The following is a 19964-nucleotide window of genomic DNA, read 5'->3' as shown; positions in this document are numbered from 1 at the left end:
GTAGTATGGGTTCTCTGATCGGGTCAGGCAAAATTGATCGCCATGGCTGGAAAGGCCGCCACCTGACTTCGGCAAAGGCCTATACGGGCTCGGGCCCGGTTCTGTCAAGCAAAACCGGTTGTCCGCCCAGGGTAACCGCATTGAGCGGATCAATTTTCAACCATGTTGTTGCGGCGGTTTTCCCGGGCGGCGTCCTCAGGATGGATGCGCCAGGTAAAAAGCGGTGACAGCAGATAAAGAACCATGTAGCCGAGGCAGATCTGGCCGAAGACCGGGGTGAACATGCCCACGGTCAACAGGAGTAAATTGGCCCTGCCAAACCAGGGATGGCGGCTCATGGTGCGTCCCAGATGAATGTAGCGAATCGGATAGAGATTCATGATCACCCCGGCGAAAACCATGGTCCCGGTTGCAAACATCCCCCAGAAAACGACGCGCTGGGAGGATAGGGCCAGGGCATGATCAAAAATCACCAGCGGAGAGAGGACCAGCATGGCACCTCCAGGCGATGGCAGCCCTTTGAAAAAACCGGGGATGGGCGTTTTGTCCAGGGTGAAATAGACCAGCCGCCCCATTCCCATGAGAGCATAAAAAAGGGCGATCCACCCGATGGGCAAATGGACGAAACGATCATCACCGAACCGGCTGAGGACAATGTAAAAAATCCAGGCCGGTACAATACAGAAACTGATGGCGTCGGCAAGGTCGTCCATGATGCTGCCCATGTTGATTTTTTTCCTGGGCAGCGCATCGGGAAGCGGCTCTGTCAGTCCCAATCGGCGGGCCAGGGAACCATCCAGTTTGTCGAAGGTGGCCGCCCCGATCATCACCAGATAGGCTTCCCGGATCCGGCCCTGGTAGGCGAAAAAAACCGCCAGGAGCCCCATCAGGGCATTCATCACCGTCAGGGCATTGGGGAACACCGAAAGAATTTTGCGCCGCAGGATCTGGTCGCCAAAACAGAGTTCATCCAGGCAGGCCGTGCCGTATTTGCGGCAATAGCCGGCAATGGACCCTAGATTGATAATCAAAAACAGAATTTCGACAAACAGCAGGATGCGCAGACTGACATTCCCCAGGTAGGAAATGCGAAAATAAATCCACGACTCCGGACCTTCGGGGATGTAAAATGCGTAGGCATAGAGCAGGGCGCTGACCGGTGCGGCAACGATGGTACGCATGCGATTGTACTCGCTGCTCTCGGGCTCCACCCCCTGGCGGATGGCAAAGCCGCGCATGAAGGCGGCAAAGCTGTCCCGGACCAGAACGGTAACACACAGAAGTAGAACAAAAATGGCGTTGAGCAGTTCGATGCGGCTGGGGTCGGATTCCGACACCAGCAGTCGCCACATCATTCCGGTGGCAATGACCGGAAAAATAATCGAGTAGACCAGTTTGTCCATGAGCCGGTCGGCCAGCGGTGCCAGGGGGGCGTTGGGCCGGAAACGAGCCGAGAACCAGCCGTCCACCAGATCAAAGGCCATGGAGGTGATCAGAAAGGAGACGCCCACGGTATAGACCAACGGGTTACGGCCCCACATGACCGCCAGTGCGCAGATCATCCCGCCGAAGATGAGAGTGGGACGACTGTATACGAAAATGGCGGCCAACCTCGCCGGTAGCGGAATTCTATCGATCATGGAAGCAATGCCTGTCGGCTTTGTGCATATTGGTGATTCACCTGACGCATCAGGCGTGAGTGCCCCTTTAGGGGAGTGCGGAATTCAGGCGGTCTCGTCAAAAGCCGGCCGATCAGGCCTGCGGATCCGGAGGATCCCGCTTGATGTGGGCGGCGGAATTTCCACGAAACGGCCAAATTCGATTATAATAAAGGCATTGCACGATCGAGTCAAGAGATCCGCGGATCCCGAATAAATTTTATCCGCCCTGTAACCCGCTGATCTGAGGTGTTATATTGGTGAAATTGGGGAACGTCGATATCTCATATCGCCGCATTCCACCGGTATGGTATCGAGGATGGCAGGTCTCTTCCCGGCAGCCGAAGATTTCACGGCTGCATTTTCAACGACGCTGGAGGAGGAGGAGGACGCGGGAAAACGCTTTTTATCAGAAGTGCGCGTGGGGAGATGGGGGATCCGCAACCGCTGCCGGAGATAAACGGTGGCCCGGTGATCCAGGTTGTTGGCCAGGACCAGATCCGCCACCCGCACCCGGTGCATGCGGGCAATTTTACCGGCGGTGTCCCCGTCCCGGACGGTATAGTAACGACTGGCCCGCTGCGCCGGTTTGAACAGATCCAGGGGCAACACCGCCATGGGTTCGGCGCCCTCGAATGGATTCTGCCGGGGCAGGTTCAGCACATACCCCCGGGGAAGATATTTCTGGCCACTGAGCACCGGCGGCATCAGCGCCGGATTCAAGGCCTGCAGCACCTGGGGATGGCACTCCAGATGACGACACAAATCCGCCCAGGCAACATACCCATCGAGCGGCAGCGTTTGCAGGGGCACCGGCGTTTTCAGGGTCAGCTGACCAAAATAGTGCGGGTAGTTGACCGCCACCTGCCGGGCCGCCAGAAATTCCGAATAGAAATTGCGCGAGGCGAATTTGAAAGTCCGCCCCTGGTAGCTGGAAAAAATGGCCGGGTAACTGCCATGCGCGGCTTTGGCCCGCTGCATTCCTGCGGCACCATGGTTATAGGCCGTGATCGCCAGGGGCCAGCTGCCCAGCTTTGCATAGTTTTCCATAAGCAGTTGGGCGGCCGCATGGGTGGCGGCAATGGGATCGCGCCGCTCGTCGATCATATGGTCCACGGTCAGAAACCGCCGCCCGGTGGAACGGGTGAACTGCCACATGCCGGCAGCGCCGGATTTACTGGTCACCCGGGTATCGAATGAGGACTCCACGTGGGGCAGATAGGCCAGATCGCCGGGCAGGCCATAGGCTTGAAAAATCGCCCGCATCTGGTCGAAGTAGGCCCCCGAACGAATCAGACCACTCCGGAAGCGGTCCCGCTGACCGATCTGGCAGCGCACCCGGTGGCGTGCATGATCGAAGGTGCGCGCAGTGGCCCGGGGCCCGAACAACCCGGCAACCCGCTCGCTCTCCGTATCCTTGGCCTGCGGGTCGGCAGCCAGCCGTTTCAGGATGCGACCATATTTGAGCCGAGCCGCTTTCATGCGCCGCCGGTTGACTTTACGGGAACCCGGATGGTCGACCGGCTCCAGATCGATCACGTCATAAACAATATTCAAGCGCAAACTGTCGTGCACAACGGCCCGGGTGGTCGGATAGGTCGCATAGATATCGGTCCAAAAAGCGACATTGGCCGTAATCTCCGGATATTCGGGGAAAAGCGGGTCGGCGGTGTGGCCGGGTAAAACCGGTACGGTCAGCATCAATGCAGCGACCGCGATCCAAATGGATAGCCACTTGAAGATCATAACAGCACATCCTCAGGTTTGGTTATTTGAATTATTGTCATCCATCAATCGATTCATCGCCGATCGTGCAAAAAACTTGAATCGATTCGATCAATGACCATATTTTTGAGCACATCAACGCATGCTTGCACCATCGGAATCGTCCCATCCGAACTGCCCGGGAGATAAAAATGAATCTGTTGCGCCATCTGGTCCGCCCCTATCTTTACACCCGGTACGGTTTTCACCGTCTGACCGCCAGTGGGTCATTTCGTAAGGGTGGGGTGAAGTATGTCGATCCATCGATCAGCCCCTGGTGGAACCCACTCAAACAGGCCATCTGGAAGCATCATGTCAAGCAATTCCACGGCTCGTCATGCTCGGTGGCCAGCGTGGTGGCGTGCATCAATGCCCTCCGTTCATTGGGTGCCAACGGCATCCGCCCCATCACCCAGGCCGAAATCCTCGACCAGGTTCCCACCGGACACTGGAAACAGCGCATGAGCTCAGGCGGTTATCACGGTCGCCGCGGGCTGCCCCTGCCCCTGCTGGGCCAGGTAATCAAAGACAGCATCGCCATTTACGGGTTGACGGCCGGCCATGTGGACATTGTTCCCACGCCCAAAAACACGCCGCATCAATCACCGCTCCGGACGCTGCTGAAAAAACGGCTGATCGATTTTGACCGGCACGGCAGGGGATTGCTGATCGCCCATTTTGATCAGGGCAGCCTGATCCCCACCCTGAATATTCCCCATATTTCACCGGTGGGCGCCTATGATGCCAAAACCGACCGCGTCACCATGCTCGATGTGGATCCCGATGAAACGCGACCCTATCAGGTCGGTTTCGAAACCTTTTTCAACGGGCTGTCAACGGATTACCACCACATGTTTAAAATGCACGGCTACGGCAGTGGCGGGTATGTCTACGTCGCTCTCCGATAGCCCAAACATGAGGAGAAAAAATAGGTTGCTTAAATTGCCATAATCTGCTTTTTAGCGCCGGTTTTCAGCCGATAAGCGATCCATGACGATCGGAACGTGTCTGCCCTTTTTTGGTTGAGGTGACGCCCATGGCAAATACCATTGGTGCATTCGGCGCCCTGTTTACCGCCACGATCATTCTTTTGACCGGCAGCGGCCTGTTGAGTACCCTTCTCAGCACACGCATGGCACTGGCGGGATTTTCCACGGCCACGTCCGGCCTCGTTCTTTCCTGCTATTTTTCAGGCCTGCTGGCCGGATCGTTCCTGTGCCACCGGCTCATCCAGCGGGTGGGACACATCCGTGCCTTCACGGTCTTTGCCGCCACCACCACCGCCGCCGCCCTGCTCCACGGCCTCTACCTGTCGGCGTGGTTCTGGGGGGCGCTGCGATTTTTCAGCGGCACGACATCCTTCGGCCTATTCATGGTCATCGAAAGCTGGCTCAACGAGTGCACCGAACCGCACTTCCGCGGACGGATCTTCTCCATCTACATGACCTTGAGCTACCTGGGAATCGGCATCGGCCAGCAGCTGCTCAATGTCGCCGATATCCAGGGCCCCGATCTGTTCGTGATCAGCGGAATCCTTTTCGCACTGTGTCTCGTGCCGGTATCGGCCACCGAAGGGGTCCATCCACGCCTGCCGGAGACCAAGCCCTATCACTTCATGACCATCTTCCGAAAATCCCCCCTGGGAATGCTCGGCAGCATGGCCGCAGGACTTACCAACAGCGCGTTTTATGCCCTGACGCCGCTGTTCTGTACCCAAATCGGACTGACCCTGCACCAGTTGTCGTGGATCATGACCACGACCGTCTTCTCCGGCCTGGCGGCCCAATGGGTCATCGGCTCCCTGTCGGATCGGTTTGACCGTACCGTCGTGCTCAGCGTCATTGCCACCGCCATCGCCGGCTTCAGCGCCGTCATGTTCATCGGTGGCAGGCACTCCTTCGGGGCACTGCTGGCCGGCATGGGCGTTTTCGGCACCATGATGTTCGCGGTCTATCCGGTGGCGGTGGCCCGCGCCCACGACATTTTCGGTGGACAGGATGCCGTGGCGGTGAGCGCCGGTCTGCTCTTTGCCTACAGCATCGGCGCCAGCATGAGCCCGATCGTCGCCTCGGGAGTGATGACCCTGATGGGCACACCGTTCGGCCTCTTCGCCTTCTGGTGCATGGTCAACGCCGCACTTGCCGGCATTACCCTCTACTTACGCAAGCGGGAAAAAATCGATATTGTTCCGGTGGAGGAGCAGGTGGCCTTCGTGCCCATGAAGAGCACATCCCCGGTGGCAACGGCCATGGACCCCCGTACGGAGCCGGAACCGGGCAACCCGTAAGGCGATTGGCGGATAACAATATACCAGGATGCGCCGGATTTTCATTCGTATTCAAGGCGGGCTTTTTTATGTATAGTGGGGCTATGTATGGAAAAGCCCAACGCAGAAGACGGATGAAAAGACAAGCAGGCGGGTATATTCTTTGACAGAAATCGCCTAAAATCCTTGGTTAGATGATCCTTGCGCAGGAGCCCGCCGGACAGTATGGTCAGCGACCATGAATAACGGGAAATCACCGCTGGTCAGTGTTGTCCTGCCCACCTACAACCGGGCCTGGACGGTCCGGTCCGCAATTGACTCGGTCCTTAATCAGGATTACACCGCCCTGGAATTGATCGTTGTGGACGATGGGTCCACCGACGGCACGGCCGACCTTTTGGCGGACTACGGGACGCAGATTCAGGTCATTCGGCAAAGCAATCAGGGGGTCAGCGCCGCCCGAAATGCCGGCATTCAGGCTGCCGAAGGCAACTTGATCGCCCTTTTGGACTCGGACGATGCCTGGCTGCCGGGCAAAGTGGCCGCCCAGGTCGATTTTTTTTCCCGTCATCCCGATGCCCTGATCTGCCAGACCGAGGAACTCTGGATCCGAAACGGAGCGCGGGTCAATCCGGGCAAACGCCATCGCAAGGAGGGCGGCATGATCTTCGAGCGCAGTCTGGAACTGTGCCTGGTAAGCCCCTCGGCAGTAATGTTGCACCGGTCCCTGTTGGATGAAGTGGGGGGGTTCGATCCCGATCTTCCGGCCTGTGAGGATTACGATCTATGGCTACGCATCGCCTGGAAATACCCGATCCACCTGATCGAGCGCCCGTTGATCGTCAAACACGGCGGCCATGCCGACCAACTCTCGCGCATGCCCGAACTGGACAAATACCGCATCCGATCGATCACCCGCCTGTTGCAATGCGGTTGTCTGTCCGAGGATCAGCAAACGGCCGCCATCGCCATGTTGAAAAACAAGTGCGCTATTTATGCTCAGGGATGCCGCAAACGGGGACGGATAGCTGAAGCCGGGGAGTATGAAAAGTTGACAGAAAAATTTTAACCATGTTATCAACAGCAACTTTATCGGCTGCAAGCCAGCAATCGAATCGTGTTTACACCCTGAATCATAATTATCTGGCGATCGTCGGTCGGATTGCAGAAATTTTGCGTTCCCGTCCGAACCTGAAAGCAACGCACCTGACAACCAGCGCCATTGCATGTACCCTTTAGCGACGACATGCCTACAGAATCTTACAGGGGGGAGAACCAATGACCACACAGGAAAGTGGGCGGCAGGGAGAGAAAATCGAAATAGAAATTATCGGGGGCCGTTTCGACAAGGTCACCACGATTCTCGAGGAATTCAAACCCGGTGATGAACGCTTTATCCGCGACTACGAAACGTTAGGTATCGAACCGAGAGGCTACAACCAGGTCAAGCATAACGAGATCGAGGTCAAGGTCCCGGCCCGGCTGCATCCCACGGTGCTCGACATGAACCGGTTCAACCTCAACCGCCCCGGGGGCGGGGGCCTCGGGGTCAGCATCGCGATCTACTTTCATGCCAAGATAAGGGCCATCGACGAACCGGAGATCCGCGCCTCCGGTGAACGGCAGCTCATCGTCAGCCATTTCGGACACATCTTCAAAAAACTGCTGGGATATCCCGGTGGGTTCGAGATCGAACTGCACGACCACAAACGCCGGCATGTGGGTCTGGGGTCTTCCATCGGCACCATGTGCGCGGCGTGCATCGGCATGAACGAGGTGCTGGGGCGGCCCTTCCATGGCTGGGAACTGCGTCGCATCATGGGCTACAACTCCTGTGAGGAGAGTCCGGAAAACAACGGTTTCCTGCTGCCCGCCTTCGAAACCGGCATCGGGGCCATGGTGGGCGTCAACGGCGGCTGGGTGGTGGCCAGTGACGATCTCATGCTGGCTCATCGGGTCGAGTTGCCCAATACCAAGGCGATTATTTTTATTCCGGAGGTCCAAAGCCTGGAAGACGAATTCCGCGGCAAGGAGACCTCGGCCGAATCCGAGGTGGAACTGCTGATGCGGCGGGCCCGGAGCCTGGATGCCCTGCAGGCCGGGGCCAAGGCCCAGATCGTTCTCTTCGATATGCTGCCGGCCATGATCAAGGGAGATCTGCAGAAGATGGGCGATGCTCTGTTCGACATCTGCTATCTGGGTTCCAAACGGGCCGAGTGTGAGCAGCACGGTAACTTCGGCACCCCCATTTACCAGTACATCAACGTCTTTAGAAAGATCGGAGTGGAGATTGCTGGCATGAGCTCGGTGGGGCCGACGGTATTCGCCTTGACCCAGAAACCGGATGTGTACGACCGGGTGCTCTCCTATCTCGAGTCGCTGAAGATTTCCAAGACGCGCATTATCGAGACCGAGGTGGACAACCTTGGCGGAACCATTCGCGAGGATGGCGTGGAGCGCAGTTTCACCAACGACAACTGGCTCAAGGGGTAGATATGCCGACACCTTACCATGCCAAAATCTGCTGCACCACCAATCCGGACGATGCCCGGCTGGCGGCCGAGGCCGGTGCCGATTTTTTCGGCGTGGTGGTGGAGGTGGATTTCTCACCCCGGTCATTGACCATCGAAGCGGCCCGGTCCCTGTTCGACGCGCCGCCACTGCCGGCCGTGGCCCTGGTGTGTAAAATGCCGGAAAGCCGCATTCATCGTCTCATCCAGGACCTATGCCCCTTTGCCGTGCAGTTTCTGGGCGATTCGGACCGGGCCGTGCTGAAACGGTTGAAATCGACTTTCCCGGAAACGCAAATCTGGCAGTCCGTGCATCTGCCCCAGGCCGGCGGCCAAGTCGAGCTGGACGATCTGAAAGCCGGCGTGGAGGCCTATCTCCAGGCCGGTGTGGACGCCCTGCTGCTGGATACGGCAGCGATCAAACAGGGCCAGATCAAATTTGGCGGAACCGGCCTGACTTTTGACTGGGCGCTGGCGGGCACCTTCATGCAGATGGTGCCCGCCGGGTTTCCCGTCTGGCTGGCCGGCGGCATCGATCCCGACAATGTCGCCGCCGCCCTGGCCGCCGTGGATCCGTATGGCATCGATCTGTGTTCAGGGGTGGAAGCACGCTCCGGAAAGAAGGATCCGGCCAAGGTCAAACGGTTAATGGATGCCATCCGACAGGCATCAACAAAGAGAGGTGAGAAAACGTGAAAGCGGCGGTTGTATACGGAAAAAACGATATTCGCATCGAAGACTACCCCACCCCCACTGCCGGTGAAGGGGAAATGGTGGTGCGCACCCGGGTCTCCGGGATCTGCGCCACCGATATCAAAACCCTGCTCGGCCAGGGCCTGCCCAAGGAGCTGCCCACGATTCTGGGCCACGAGGTGGTGGGCGAAATCGCCGAGATCGGGGCGGGTGTATCCGGTTATGCCATTGGCGACCGGGTCGCGGTCTATCCCATCGCCGTATGCGGCCGGTGCGAGTACTGCCGCAAGGGGCGGCATAATCTGTGCGACCATGAGTTCGGTCTGGCCCACGGCATCGAGGGCGGATTCGCCGAATACGTGCGTCTGCCGAAGCAGATCATCGACATCGGCGGTGTGGTCAAGATTCCGGACGACCTGCCTTTTGAGAAGGCGGTCCTGGCCGAGCCGCTCTCCTGTGTCTACGCCTCCCTGAAGGCATGCCGGGTAGCGGCCGGCGACCATGTGGTGATCCTGGGGGCCGGTCCCATGGGCCTCATGCACCTGAAAATGGCCAAGTGGCATGGGGCCACGGTGATCGTGGTCGATATCCTGGACAGCCGGCTGAAGGTGGCCGCGGCCATGGGTGCCGACCATTGCATCAACCCATCCACCACGGACCATGCCGCCGCCATCGGGAAGATCACCGATGGCAAGGGGGCTGCAGTGGTGATTGCCTCCCTGGGCATTCCCAAGGTCGTGGAAGCCAACCTGAAGCTGACCCGCAAGGGGGGAACCTTCAACGTCTTCGGCGGGCCTCCGGCCGGTGAGGCCATCAGTGTGGATCCCCGCTGGTTGCACTATATGGAGATTACCCTGACCGGCACGTTCGCCTGTTCCCCCGACGATTTCAAAAAATGCCTGACATTGATCGAAACGGGTGAGATCCGCGTGGACGACCTGGTGTCCGATACCTTCACCCTGGATAACTTTCTGGATGCCGTCGAACGGGCCAAGGCCCAGGAGATGATCCGGGGGATTGTGATGTTTTAGGCGATTTCTGTCAAAAATTATCCCTAACCGACTAGAGGAACAACAACCATGCATGGAAAAAAGAGACGCCTGAGAAGAATACTGAACAAGGATACCGGGCGCAGCCTGGTCCTGGCCGTGGATCATGGGATGGCTCTGGGACCCATGACCGGCATTGTGAATGTTGCTGAAACCATCCGCCAGCTGGATGCCACCGGAAAGGTCGACTGCTGGCTGATGACCAAGGGCATTTACAATCACGCCTTTGATCCGGCCGGCGATCCCGGCGTGATCCTGAGGGCCAGCGGCGGGGCCACCATCGCCGGACCGGAGCTGACCCGTGAGGGGCAAACCGCCACGGCCAAGGAGGCCTTGCACCTGGGCGTGGATGCCGTGGCCACATCGGCCTTCGTGGGCTCTCCCTATGAGCACGAAACCCTGATCAGCATGGCCGGCCTCTCCACGGAGTGCCGCAAGTGGGATCTGCCCCTGCTTGGTGTCATCGGCCTGGGGAAAACCAATGAAGACAAGAAAAAAGATCCCAAATTCATTGCTCTGGGTGCCCGGGTGGGTGCGGAGCACGGTGCGGACATCATCAAAACCTATTACACGGAAACGGATTTTGAAAAAGTGGTCGCCGGCTGCCCCGTACCGATCATGATCGCCGGTGGTCCCAAGTGCGAAACCGATCTCGACACCCTCAAGATGATCCACGGCGCGCTGCAGGGCGGAGCCAAAGGAATCGTCATGGGCCGCAATGTCTGGCAGAGCCCCTACCCGGTGGCCCTGCTGACGGCGGTTCACGGCCTGATTCACGAAAACATGACGGTCAACGAAGCCGCCCAGCTGCTCGAAGAGATGCGCAACCGCTGATATACCCGTCACGGTGGCAACGCCAGTTTTGGCTGGCGTTGCCACCGCCGAGGATGGAAAGCGATGTCATTCGCCGCTGGCCAGCAACTTGCGGAACTGGTCGATATGGGCTTTCTCTTCGGTGATGATCCGGGTGAATGTCTCACCGATCGGAAGATTGGTCGATGTCAATGATCTGCTGGTCCAGATAGATTTTGGTCTTGTAACGGGTGACGTGCATCAGTTTGCGGGTAATGCCGCCCACCTTATCCACCTGTTCCATGATTTTTTTCAGTCTGGGGTATTGTGGATCTGCCTAGCAGCATTCCATCAAAAGAAGTTCCGCGTAGCCGGTAATCGCCATCAGCGGCTGATTCATGTCGTGGCAGACGGCCCCGGCCAGTTCCAGTGCCCCCTGGAGCCGTTCACTGTCACGGGCGGCCTCTTCGGCCATTTTGATGGCGGAAATGTCTCGCAGGATACTGACAATGCCCAGGGTTTTATTATCTTCCCGCTTCAGCCGGGTAACATTGGCGATGACGGGAAAGACCTCACCGTTTTTGCGTCTGGCCACATACTCAATCGTGGTGCTTTCCCCCTTGGTCAGCTCTTCTTTTAATCGTGTGTTGAAAGCCATAAAATGTTCATGATCCACGTGCAGCAATTCCGTGGTCTGGTTTTTCAGATCTTCCAGGGCATATCCGAAAATTCGCCGGGCGGCCCTGTTGGCGTTTACAATCATGCCTTGTGAGGTGCCGATGAAAACGGCTTCTTCCAGGGCGTTGAACATCTTGGTGAGCCAGATGGTGGTTTCCTGAAGCGCCAACTCAGTCTTCTTTTGCCGTGTGATATCGTCCAGTACAATCACGCAGCCGCTGAACGTGTCGCCGACATCGGGCATACGTTTGAGTTTAACGGAAAGATGCCGTTTGCCCGCGACCGTTTCCACCCGCTTCTCAATCACGTCTTCATCCCTGCCACTGGATACGAACCCTCTGACGTCGTCGGATATCCAGGTTGCCAAAGTATGGGGCCGGCTTTCCGTATCGTTGCCGGCACCGGCATGGGATGCATCCCTGAATAAGTTTTTCCAGGCACTGTTCATGGCATCGATGCGGCAGTCTTTATCCAACAGGGCGACGGGGAACTGCAGGCTCTCAAAGAGGGTCAGGTACTTGTCTCTACCGGTTCCGGAATGATCCACCATAGCCTTATTTCGCTCCGCTCCCAAGGGCGGCCATGGACGCCGCCAGCAACTGGGGGTTTTTGCTGAGTCGTTTTTGCAAAACGGCGCCGATGTCGTCTAAGTTGCAATAGAACGGCGGGGGCCCCGGTGGGTTGGACACGGTGCGGGCCAGGAAAAAACCCAGCATGATCAGGTTGACGGCCCTCGGGTTGCCCATTTCGCCGGCCAAGTGATCCGCATCGATGAAAAATGCCTGTGGTGAAGATCGGTTTTCGGTGGGGGCTGGCCCATTGACCGCCGCCCACCCGGCGGGGTTGAGGTACCCCCCGTGCTGAGCGAGGCTTTCGGCTTTCATGGCGATCAGTCCGTCGGCCCGGCCGGGATTGATCAGGGGGCTGGCGAACGGCCCCACCTTGAGATGGGAAATGACCGTCCCCCCCCGCTGGGCCATGCCGTGGGTTTCCGATGTATACACCGGAAGGCCTTTGGCGATGGCGGCCTCGGCCAACAGGCGGGTGACGAACAAGACCCCCTGGCCACCCACACCACTGATCACAATCTGACAGGTTGTTTCTGATTTCATGATTTATCTCGATTTCCCGTCTGCTCGAATGTGTGGAATTCTGTCCAATTTAATCGATTTTATCCTTCAATTGACATTTGGATGTTGGCATTTGACACTCATCCATTTCAAATGCGGTCGCCCTGGTCGATGCCGAGATCTACCTGTCTGCCACGATGGCCCCTTTGGGGCATACGTTGAGACACACCCCGCATCCGGTGCAAATCAACGGATCCACGGCCGTGCGGGCGCCATCGTCCACGGCGACCAGGGCCGGGCATTCGAAGTGCTGCAGGCAGTAGCCGCAGCCGTCGCAGTCATCGTTGACGGTTACCCTGACTGGATCGGTACCCTTTCCCTGGCGCGAGAGGTCGATGATGCATGGATGGCGGGCAATGACCACGGCCGGTCCGTGGCTGCGGCTGAAGGCCACCGCCTTTTTGACCATGGCGGTGAAATTTGCCAGGTCATAGGGATCGCCGACCTCCAGAAATTCCACCCCACAGCCCTTGATCAGGGTCTCCATATCCACTTTGACCAGTGCCTCGCCGCTGACACCGGTACCCGTGGCCGGTGTGGGCTGGCTGCCGGTCATGGCCGTGGTACGGTTGTCCAAAATCACCAGTACGAAACGGACATTGTGGTTCACCGCGTCGATGAGGGCCGGCAAACCGGCGTGAAAAAAAGTCGAGTCACCGATGGTGGCTACCACATCGGGCCGTTTCTCGGCATTGCGGTAGGCATGGTAAAAGCCGGCGGCCTGGCTGATGGCGGCCCCCATGCAAAGCACCGTGTCCACCGCCTCCAGGTTGAGCCCCAGGGTGTAACAGCCGATATCGCTGGTGTAGATGCCCCGCGGCGCCGCTTTCTTGATGGCGAAAAAACTGGCCCGGTGGGGGCAGCCGGCACACAGGGTCGGCCGCCGGCCCGGGGCTGGGGGCAGCTCCGGGATGGTGACCGCCTGGCCGGTGAAGTCGGCCAGCAACCGCTCGACTTTTTCAGGCAGCAGTTCACCCACCCGCGGAACCACATGGTTCAGCTTGCCCTTGACTCGCCGGTGATCGGCCAGTTGCATCTCGATGATGCCGGTGGACTCCTCCAGGATCAGCACGTCGTCATGGTTGGCCAGCAACTGTTTCATGAAATCGGTGTGCAGGGGAAACGGCTGCAGCACCTGATAGAAGGGCAGGCGCTCCCACAAGCCAAGATCGTTTAAGGCTTCCGCCGTGTAAGCGGCGGCCACCCCACTGGCGACCACCGCCTGCCGTCCGCCGGCCTGGGGGTTGCGCAACAGCGGGGCGGTGGCCGTTTGCCTGGCGATGTCGGCCAGCTTGGCTTCCAGTTCAAGGTGCAATTGGTAACGGAATTTGGGCGTGGCCGCCCAGCGCAGCGGGTCTTTTTTGAAATCGGGCTGCCGGGTTGAAACCGGAATGTCGCCGGGCTGCACATCCTGGCGGGAATGGCACACCCGGGTGGTGGGCCGCAGCATCACCGGGGTCTTGAACGTTTCGGAAAGGTCATAGGCCATGCCGACCATCGCCTTGGCCTGACCGGGGGAATCGGGGTCAAGCACGGGAATCTTGGCCATCACGGCCAACATGCGGCTGTCCTGCTCGGTCTGGGAGGAGTGCGGGCCGGGATCATCGGCACTGATGATAATGAATCCACCGACGCAACCCATGTAGGCGGCGCTCATCAACGGATCCGAGGCCACGTTCAGTCCCACCTGTTTCATGCTCACCGCCGTTCGCAGGCCGGCCTGGCTGCCGGCGTAGGCGATTTCAAAAGCGATCTTCTCATTGACCGCCCATTGGGTATGCATGTCGATACCCAACTGCCGTCGATACATTGCAACGGACGAAAGGATTTCCGATGACGGGGTTCCCGGGTAGGCCGTCGCCACGCTGCAGCCATTTTCGACCAACCCGCGGGCGATGGCCTCGTTGCCCATCATGAGCGCTTTGTTTTCTGCCTGGTTCATTTCTGCCTCGATTTTGTCAGGAAATCATCATCCCGCATTGGGATAACGGGGTATCTGGCTATTACACGGAATTGTCGCAAAAGTCGAGAGTGGTGGTTTGACCGGACAGGGCAATCGCATGTAACTCAAGTTTATCGAAATCGGGATCGAAATCGACGATGTATATTGAAATCACGGGTTGACAAAAGGGCGCTAGACGGTTCCCAGTTTCCCATGGCGCCGATGACCATTGACCGCAAGTCGCCAAACATCCCGTCTGCATGCCTACGCCCCATTTCTTTTCGATTTCGATAGCGATCCCGATTTCGATTTGGATCATCGTAACGATCCGTACGCGATCGTCCTGTAAAGCACATCACATACCAAGGTTACATGTGGTCACCCTGGAACCGCTCCAGCGCCGGCTTGACTTTGCCGGTGCTTCCTTTTATGGTGCGAGCGTTTATCTCTCCGCTCGAATCGACGTCTCACTTAAGGAAAGTGGATAACCATGGACCAAACGCCCGACGATTCTCCACAGATGCTGCTGCTCGTCGCCGGTATCAAAGGCGCCATCGGCACCACCCTCGCCACAGCGATGGCCGCCATGCAGACCGCCCCCGATCTGATCGTTCCCGGACTCACCACGGCCGGCAAATTCAGCGCCCTTGGCCAATGCCCGCAGGTGACCATGGCCGGATGGGACCTCTCAACCGAGACGATCACCACCGCAATCGGGCGCCACGGCGTGTTGCCGGAGGGGATCTGGCAGCCCCATGCGCCCATGCTGGACCGTCTGCCGGCGTTCAGCGCACCACCGGCCACCGGCCGCGTCGGCGACCAGGTCGCCCGGATCACTGCGGATATTGTGCGCTGCCGCAACCGCTGGCCGCACGCCCGTCCGGTGTTGCTCAACCTGCTGCCTGCCGCCTGCGACCTGGCCGATCCCTCACGCTACACGGATATGGCAATGCTCCTGGAAGAGGACGCCGGGGCACTGTTGCCGGACCTGGCCTACGTGGCCGCAGCCGTCGAAGCCGGCATCCCGGTGGTCAACTTCAGTCCCAACACCGTCGAACTGCCGGCCATCGTCGACCAGGCCCGTGAAAACGGCACCCCCATGGCCGGCCGCGACGGCAAAACCGGCCAGACCTATTTCAAGGTGGTGCTGGCATCCGCGCTGAAGGCCCGCGGGCTTTACGTGGACGGATGGTACAGCCTCAACATCCTGGGCAATGCCGACGGGCTCAATCTGATGGACCCGGAGCGTGCCTGCGGCAAGCTGAACAACAAAACCCGCCTCCTGGACGATCTTCTCGGATACCCGGTAGGCGAGCAATACGGCCGTTCCACCCACAAGGTACACATCGACTACTACCCGCCCCGGGGGGACGCCAAGGAAGCCTGGGACGTCATCGATGTGAAGGGCATTTTCGGGATGCCCATGAGCCTGCGTCTCAACCTGCAGGGCCGGGATTCCATCCTGGCGGCCCCCATGGCCCTGGATCTGGCGCGCTGGGCCGCGGCGTTGCAGGTGGCCGGCATGGGCGGACCGGTTCCCGATCTGGCATTCTTCTTTAAAAAGCCGGTCGGCGGCGACGCGCCGCTGACCTTTGCGGACCAGTTGGCCGCCCTTGACCGGTTGGAAGCAAAAATCAACCGCCGCATCGACGAATCACCCGACGGTGGTAAATAACAAGCATTGGCGGTGCGATCCCCATGCTCGCGAAAAGAAAGGCTCCGCTCCTATGATTTTCGGCTACAGTACCAACGCCTTCGTAAAATTCCCGCTGTTGGATTCATTCGACCGCATCGCCCGGCTGGGGTTCGCCGGTGTGGAAATCATGTGCGACCAGCCCCACCTCTACCCGCCCGAGTACGATGCGGCCAGGCTGGCCGAGGTCAAGGCCGCCCTTGAGAAAAACGGTCTGACGCCCACCAACCTGAACAGTTTTACGCTCTTCGCCGTGGGCGACACCTATCTCCCGTCCTGGATCGAACCGGAGGCCGAGCGTCGAAAAATCCGCGTGGACCATACCCTGGCCTGTCTCGACATCGCTTCCCGCATCGGCTGCGCCAACATCTCCGTACCGCCGGGCGGGCCGCTGCCGGCGGGAATGACCCGTCAGGAAGCCCTGCGCCTGTTTCACGCCGGCATGGATCAGGTCATCCCCAGGGCCGAGGAACTCGACGTGCGGCTGCTCATCGAACCGGAGCCGAATCTTCTCATGGAGCGCACCGCCGAGATCAAACCCTTCGTGGCGGAGATCCAGGCGCCGATCGTGGGGATCAATTTCGACATCGGCCATTTCTTCTGTGCCGGCGAGGACCCGGCCTCGGCTTTCGAAGAACTGTTTCCCTGGATCGGGCATATCCATATCGAAGACATCGCCCCCACCCGTGAGCACAACCACCTTATCGCCGGCCTGGGCGCCATCGACTTTCCGGCGGTGCTCCGGGCCATCAAGCAGTGCGGTTATCGTTACGACATGAGTCTCGAACTCTATCCGTACACCGACCGCCCGGAGGAAGCCGGCCGGCAGAGCCTGGAGTATCTGCTGCCCATTCTGAAAGAAGCGGGATTGGCAGCTTAGTCTCAGGACCCCACCATATATGGGTGTATTTTCAAACTTGACATACAAGATATGTTTTCAGTATTGTATGGCAATGATAATCGTCAACCCACTTATCCGGCACTGCTGATCCACCATCTGAGCCACGAACGAATTTAACGATACAGTTGACAACCAGCCAAAATGATTGAACAAACATCATCCGTACGAATGAAGGGTGTCGGTGACAGCCTTTGGGTAACCGTGCTTCCGGACTCGCCTGTCGAGCGGATCCAGGAAGATCTGGCAAAACTCTTCGACCCCTTGCGGCACATGGCCCACGCCACACGGGTGGTTCTGGATACCGGGACGCCGGACAGCGATGATCGCTATCGTCAGATCCACACGTATCTGAAAAATACCTATCAGTTGAAAGAAATTGTCGCGCCCAAGGAAAAAGCCAAGCATGAAGAAAAACGGTTCAAAATGAAAAATTCGGACAACACCATCGCCAAGCACAGCAGAGACACCCTGGTTCTGGCCGGGCGGGTCCGTTCGGGACAGAGTGTGAGTGCCCGGAAGCATCTGATTATCATGGGGGATGTCAATCCCGGGTGCGACCTGACCGCCGGCGGCGACATCCTGGTTCTCGGCAGCCTGCTGGGAACGGCGGCGGCCGGCCAACCGAACAACGACGAGGCCATTATCCTGGCCCTCGATTTTCGCCCCCTTCAGGTCAAGATCGGAAACGTCGTGGCCGCCGGCCTGCCGGCCAAAGGCCAGGGCATGACGGAGTTCGCCCATCTCGAAGACGGCGCCATTGTCGTCGAGTCGTACCTGTCGGCCAATCCGTTCAAACGGATGCCATGGCCGGTGGTTCGATAAAGACCTATTTTTTGTCTGTTCAGAAATAAACAAAACAGAGGTGAAACGTGAACGGTAAAATCATCGTGATATCTTCCGGGAAAGGCGGCGTCGGCAAGACCACCGCGACGGCTTCCATCGGTGCCGCCCTGGCAATGGAGGGCAAGAAAGTGGCCGTGGTGGATATGGACATCGGTTTGCGCAACCTCGATGTGGTTATGGGGTTAGAGAACCGGATCGTCTTCAATATTGTCGATGTCGCCCGGAGCAAATGCAAACTGACCCAGGCAGCCATCAAGAGCCGCCGTATCGACAACCTGTTCCTGATTCCGGCATCCCAGAGCGACAACAAGGACGCCCTGACCCCCCAGGATATGATCCGGATTTCCAAAAAGATGCGCACGGAATTCGATTTTATCCTGATGGACTGCCCGGCCGGCATCGAACGGGGATTTGAAAACGCCGTGGCCGCCGCCGATGAAGCGGTGATCGTCTGCACCCCCGAGGTCTCCTCGGTTCGCGATGCGGATCGGGTCATCGGGCTGTTGTACGCCAAGGAGATCCCCTCGAAGCTGTTGATCAACCGTATTGTGCCGGCCATGGTGGAACGGGGAGACATGCTGAGCCATCAGGATGTGGTCGATGTGCTCTCCATCGATCTGGTGGGACTGGTCGAAGTGGATGATCAGGTCGTGGTGGCCACCAACAGCGGCACTCCCCTGATCATGCAAAACGATTCCAGGGCCGGGCAGGCGTTTAAACGGATTGCCATGCGCCTCAACGGACAGCCCGACCTGCCCATTGAAATTCCCAGTACGTCCAAATCATTATGGAAAAAAATCGGATCGAAGATCGGTTTCGGCAAATAGGGGAAATCCAATGCTAAACGGTTTGGTAAAAAGAATATTCAGCAAGAACAACAGCAAGGATACGGCCAAGAAGCGGCTGCAGTTCGCGCTGGTCTACGACCGCCTGGAAGTATCCGATGACATCCTGCAAAATATGCAGAAAGAGCTCGTGGAGGTTATCTCGCGCTATTTCGTCATCGACAAGGACCAGTTGAAACTCGACATCACGCGGCACAACGACCTGTCGGCCCTGATCTTCAATACGCCCATCATCTCGGCCAAAAGTCGGCGGCGGCCTGCCTGAGGACGGCTGCACAAGAATTTGATCGTTCCTTTAAAATTAGACGGATTCGTAAGAAGCCCGAGATCAAGGCTTGCGAATCCTGAGAATACCGCTATCGCGGGTGCCGTAGGCAGCGTACTGAGCGTACGCCGCAGTGACGAAGGATACGCGCAGGCGCCGATATCGGGCTTCTTACGAATCCGTCAAGAGCTGTTCATGCGCCCATGAAGGCCACCACCCGTACCAGCAGGGCAGCGGCCATGCCGAGCATGAGCACACCGGCCATGAGATCGGCCGGGCGGCGGTAGCGGTTCAACAAAAGCCCGGCCCCGGCCCCCACTGCCAGCAGCCCCGGCAGGGTGCCCAAACCGAAAACCAGGCCGGCACTGCCGCCGGCGAAAATCCGGGCGGCGGCAAGGGCCTTGGCAAACGCCGCGTAAGAGAGCCCGCAGGGCAGTCCGCCCAATAGCAGCCCCATGAGCAGAAGGTCCAGGTTGCTGCGCCGGTGGGCGGCCTTGGCGATCAGACGCCGCCATCCGGGCATGCGGGTGGGTGTGGCAATCCGCAGCCAGTCGGGCTCGGCGATCAGCCCCAGGCGAGAGAGACCGAAAAAAAGCAGTAACACGCCCGCCAGCAGGCTGACGGCCACCTGCCCCCGGCCCACCCACGCCATGGGACTGGCGCCAACGCTGGCGGCCAGACGGAGCAACCCGCCGCCGGCCGCCCCCATCAGGCCACCGATGATCGTGTAGGTCATCAAGCGGCCGGCATGGTAGGCCAGATGGGCCGAGAAGCGTCCCGTCTGCCCGGGCAGGGCCACCACCAGGGGACCGCACATACCGATGCAATGCCCGGTGCCGAAAAGCCCCAGCATGAACAGCGCCACCAGATCCAGAGAAGTTGTCATCATCTCCCCCATGCCCTATTTTTGTTACAATGCCCCCCATCCCTTGGGC

The 19964-nt window shown here is 58.8% G+C and carries 19 protein-coding genes; 12 read left to right on the top strand and 7 right to left on the bottom strand.

Annotated features, from left to right (window positions below; translation table 11 throughout):
* Nucleotides 1–149: 149 nt before the first annotated feature.
* Together GN112_RS23165 and GN112_RS23160 are read right to left on the bottom strand one after the other, a co-directional pair.
* Nucleotides 150–1640 (bottom strand): CDP-alcohol phosphatidyltransferase family protein, encoded by a 1491-nt coding sequence (locus tag GN112_RS23165; RefSeq protein ID WP_155312375.1) that lies wholly within the window; start codon nt 1638–1640, stop codon nt 150–152.
* 270 nt (nt 1641–1910) lie between these two features.
* The gene (locus tag GN112_RS23160; RefSeq protein WP_155312374.1) at nt 1911–3404 is read right to left on the bottom strand and encodes a lytic transglycosylase domain-containing protein; all 1494 of its coding nucleotides are present in this window, start codon (nt 3402–3404) and stop codon (nt 1911–1913) included.
* Nucleotides 3405–3574: 170 nt separating this feature from the next.
* Between GN112_RS23160 and GN112_RS23155 the strand changes: the two genes are divergently transcribed.
* From GN112_RS23155 to GN112_RS23125, 7 genes are all read left to right on the top strand, one after another.
* Nucleotides 3575–4330: a phytochelatin synthase gene (locus tag GN112_RS23155; protein ID WP_155312373.1), complete on the top strand. Its 756-nt coding sequence runs from the start codon at nt 3575–3577 to the stop codon at nt 4328–4330.
* 128 nt (nt 4331–4458) lie between these two features.
* Nucleotides 4459–5709: an MFS transporter gene (locus GN112_RS23150; RefSeq protein WP_155312372.1), complete on the top strand. Its 1251-nt coding sequence runs from the start codon at nt 4459–4461 to the stop codon at nt 5707–5709.
* Between the two features lie 217 nt (nt 5710–5926).
* Nucleotides 5927–6757, top strand: a complete 831-nt coding sequence (locus GN112_RS23145; RefSeq protein ID WP_155312371.1) for a glycosyltransferase family 2 protein — start codon at nt 5927–5929, stop codon at nt 6755–6757.
* A gap of 209 nt (nt 6758–6966) precedes the next feature.
* Nucleotides 6967–8181, top strand: a complete 1215-nt coding sequence (locus GN112_RS23140) for a sugar kinase (protein ID WP_155312370.1) — start codon at nt 6967–6969, stop codon at nt 8179–8181.
* A 2-nt stretch (nt 8182–8183) separates the two neighbouring features.
* On the top strand, nt 8184–8894 hold the full coding sequence (locus tag GN112_RS23135) for a phosphoribosylanthranilate isomerase (protein ID WP_155312369.1): 711 nt from the start codon (nt 8184–8186) through the stop codon (nt 8892–8894).
* Nucleotides 8891–9922: a zinc-dependent dehydrogenase gene (locus GN112_RS23130; RefSeq protein ID WP_155312368.1), complete on the top strand. Its 1032-nt coding sequence runs from the start codon at nt 8891–8893 to the stop codon at nt 9920–9922. Before GN112_RS23135 ends, GN112_RS23130 begins: the two co-directional genes overlap by 4 nt.
* A gap of 48 nt (nt 9923–9970) precedes the next feature.
* Complete coding sequence (locus tag GN112_RS23125) at nt 9971–10774, top strand: class I fructose-bisphosphate aldolase (RefSeq protein WP_155312367.1); 804 nt, start codon at nt 9971–9973, stop codon at nt 10772–10774.
* 295 nt (nt 10775–11069) lie between these two features.
* Here GN112_RS23125 and GN112_RS23120 read toward each other — a convergent pair whose 3' ends face one another.
* The 4 genes from GN112_RS23120 to GN112_RS23105 form a co-directional block, all read right to left on the bottom strand.
* Complete coding sequence (locus GN112_RS23120; protein WP_155312366.1) at nt 11070–11960, bottom strand: PAS domain S-box protein; 891 nt, start codon at nt 11958–11960, stop codon at nt 11070–11072.
* Nucleotides 11961–11964: 4 nt separating this feature from the next.
* A complete protein-coding gene (locus GN112_RS23115) occupies nt 11965–12522 on the bottom strand; it encodes a 2-oxoacid:acceptor oxidoreductase family protein (RefSeq protein ID WP_155312365.1) in 558 nt (185 codons plus the stop codon).
* A 139-nt stretch (nt 12523–12661) separates the two neighbouring features.
* The gene (locus tag GN112_RS23110) at nt 12662–14482 is read right to left on the bottom strand and encodes a thiamine pyrophosphate-dependent enzyme (protein ID WP_155312364.1); all 1821 of its coding nucleotides are present in this window, start codon (nt 14480–14482) and stop codon (nt 12662–12664) included.
* A gap of 61 nt (nt 14483–14543) precedes the next feature.
* The gene (locus GN112_RS23105) at nt 14544–14801 is read right to left on the bottom strand and encodes a hypothetical protein (RefSeq protein ID WP_155312363.1); all 258 of its coding nucleotides are present in this window, start codon (nt 14799–14801) and stop codon (nt 14544–14546) included.
* Nucleotides 14802–14972: 171 nt separating this feature from the next.
* Between GN112_RS23105 and GN112_RS23100 the strand changes: the two genes are divergently transcribed.
* The 5 genes from GN112_RS23100 to minE all read left to right on the top strand — a co-directional run bounded on the left by GN112_RS23100 (nt 14973) and on the right by minE (nt 19029).
* A complete protein-coding gene (locus tag GN112_RS23100) occupies nt 14973–16157 on the top strand; it encodes an inositol-3-phosphate synthase (RefSeq protein ID WP_155312362.1) in 1185 nt (394 codons plus the stop codon).
* Nucleotides 16158–16209: 52 nt separating this feature from the next.
* A complete protein-coding gene (locus tag GN112_RS23095; protein ID WP_155312361.1) occupies nt 16210–17055 on the top strand; it encodes a sugar phosphate isomerase/epimerase family protein in 846 nt (281 codons plus the stop codon).
* Between the two features lie 162 nt (nt 17056–17217).
* Nucleotides 17218–17898: a septum site-determining protein MinC gene (locus tag GN112_RS23090; RefSeq protein ID WP_155312360.1), complete on the top strand. Its 681-nt coding sequence runs from the start codon at nt 17218–17220 to the stop codon at nt 17896–17898.
* A gap of 47 nt (nt 17899–17945) precedes the next feature.
* Nucleotides 17946–18746 carry a septum site-determining protein MinD gene (minD, locus tag GN112_RS23085; RefSeq protein WP_155312359.1) on the top strand — a complete coding sequence of 267 codons (801 nt, stop codon included), beginning with the start codon at nt 17946–17948 and terminating at the stop codon, nt 18744–18746.
* Nucleotides 18747–18756: 10 nt separating this feature from the next.
* Nucleotides 18757–19029: a cell division topological specificity factor MinE gene (minE, locus tag GN112_RS23080; RefSeq protein WP_155312358.1), complete on the top strand. Its 273-nt coding sequence runs from the start codon at nt 18757–18759 to the stop codon at nt 19027–19029.
* A 193-nt stretch (nt 19030–19222) separates the two neighbouring features.
* On the opposite strand, the gene GN112_RS23075 is transcribed toward minE, so the two are convergent.
* Nucleotides 19223–19918 (bottom strand): sulfite exporter TauE/SafE family protein, encoded by a 696-nt coding sequence (locus GN112_RS23075; RefSeq protein ID WP_162459081.1) that lies wholly within the window; start codon nt 19916–19918, stop codon nt 19223–19225.
* Nucleotides 19919–19964 lie beyond the last annotated feature (46 nt).

Source organism: Desulfosarcina ovata subsp. ovata (assembly GCF_009689005.1).
Taxonomy (GTDB): Bacteria; Desulfobacterota; Desulfobacteria; order Desulfobacterales; family Desulfosarcinaceae; genus Desulfosarcina; species Desulfosarcina ovata.
The sequence above is the reverse complement of the archived record's forward strand: the minus strand, read 5'-3'. Positions and strand labels throughout refer to the sequence as shown.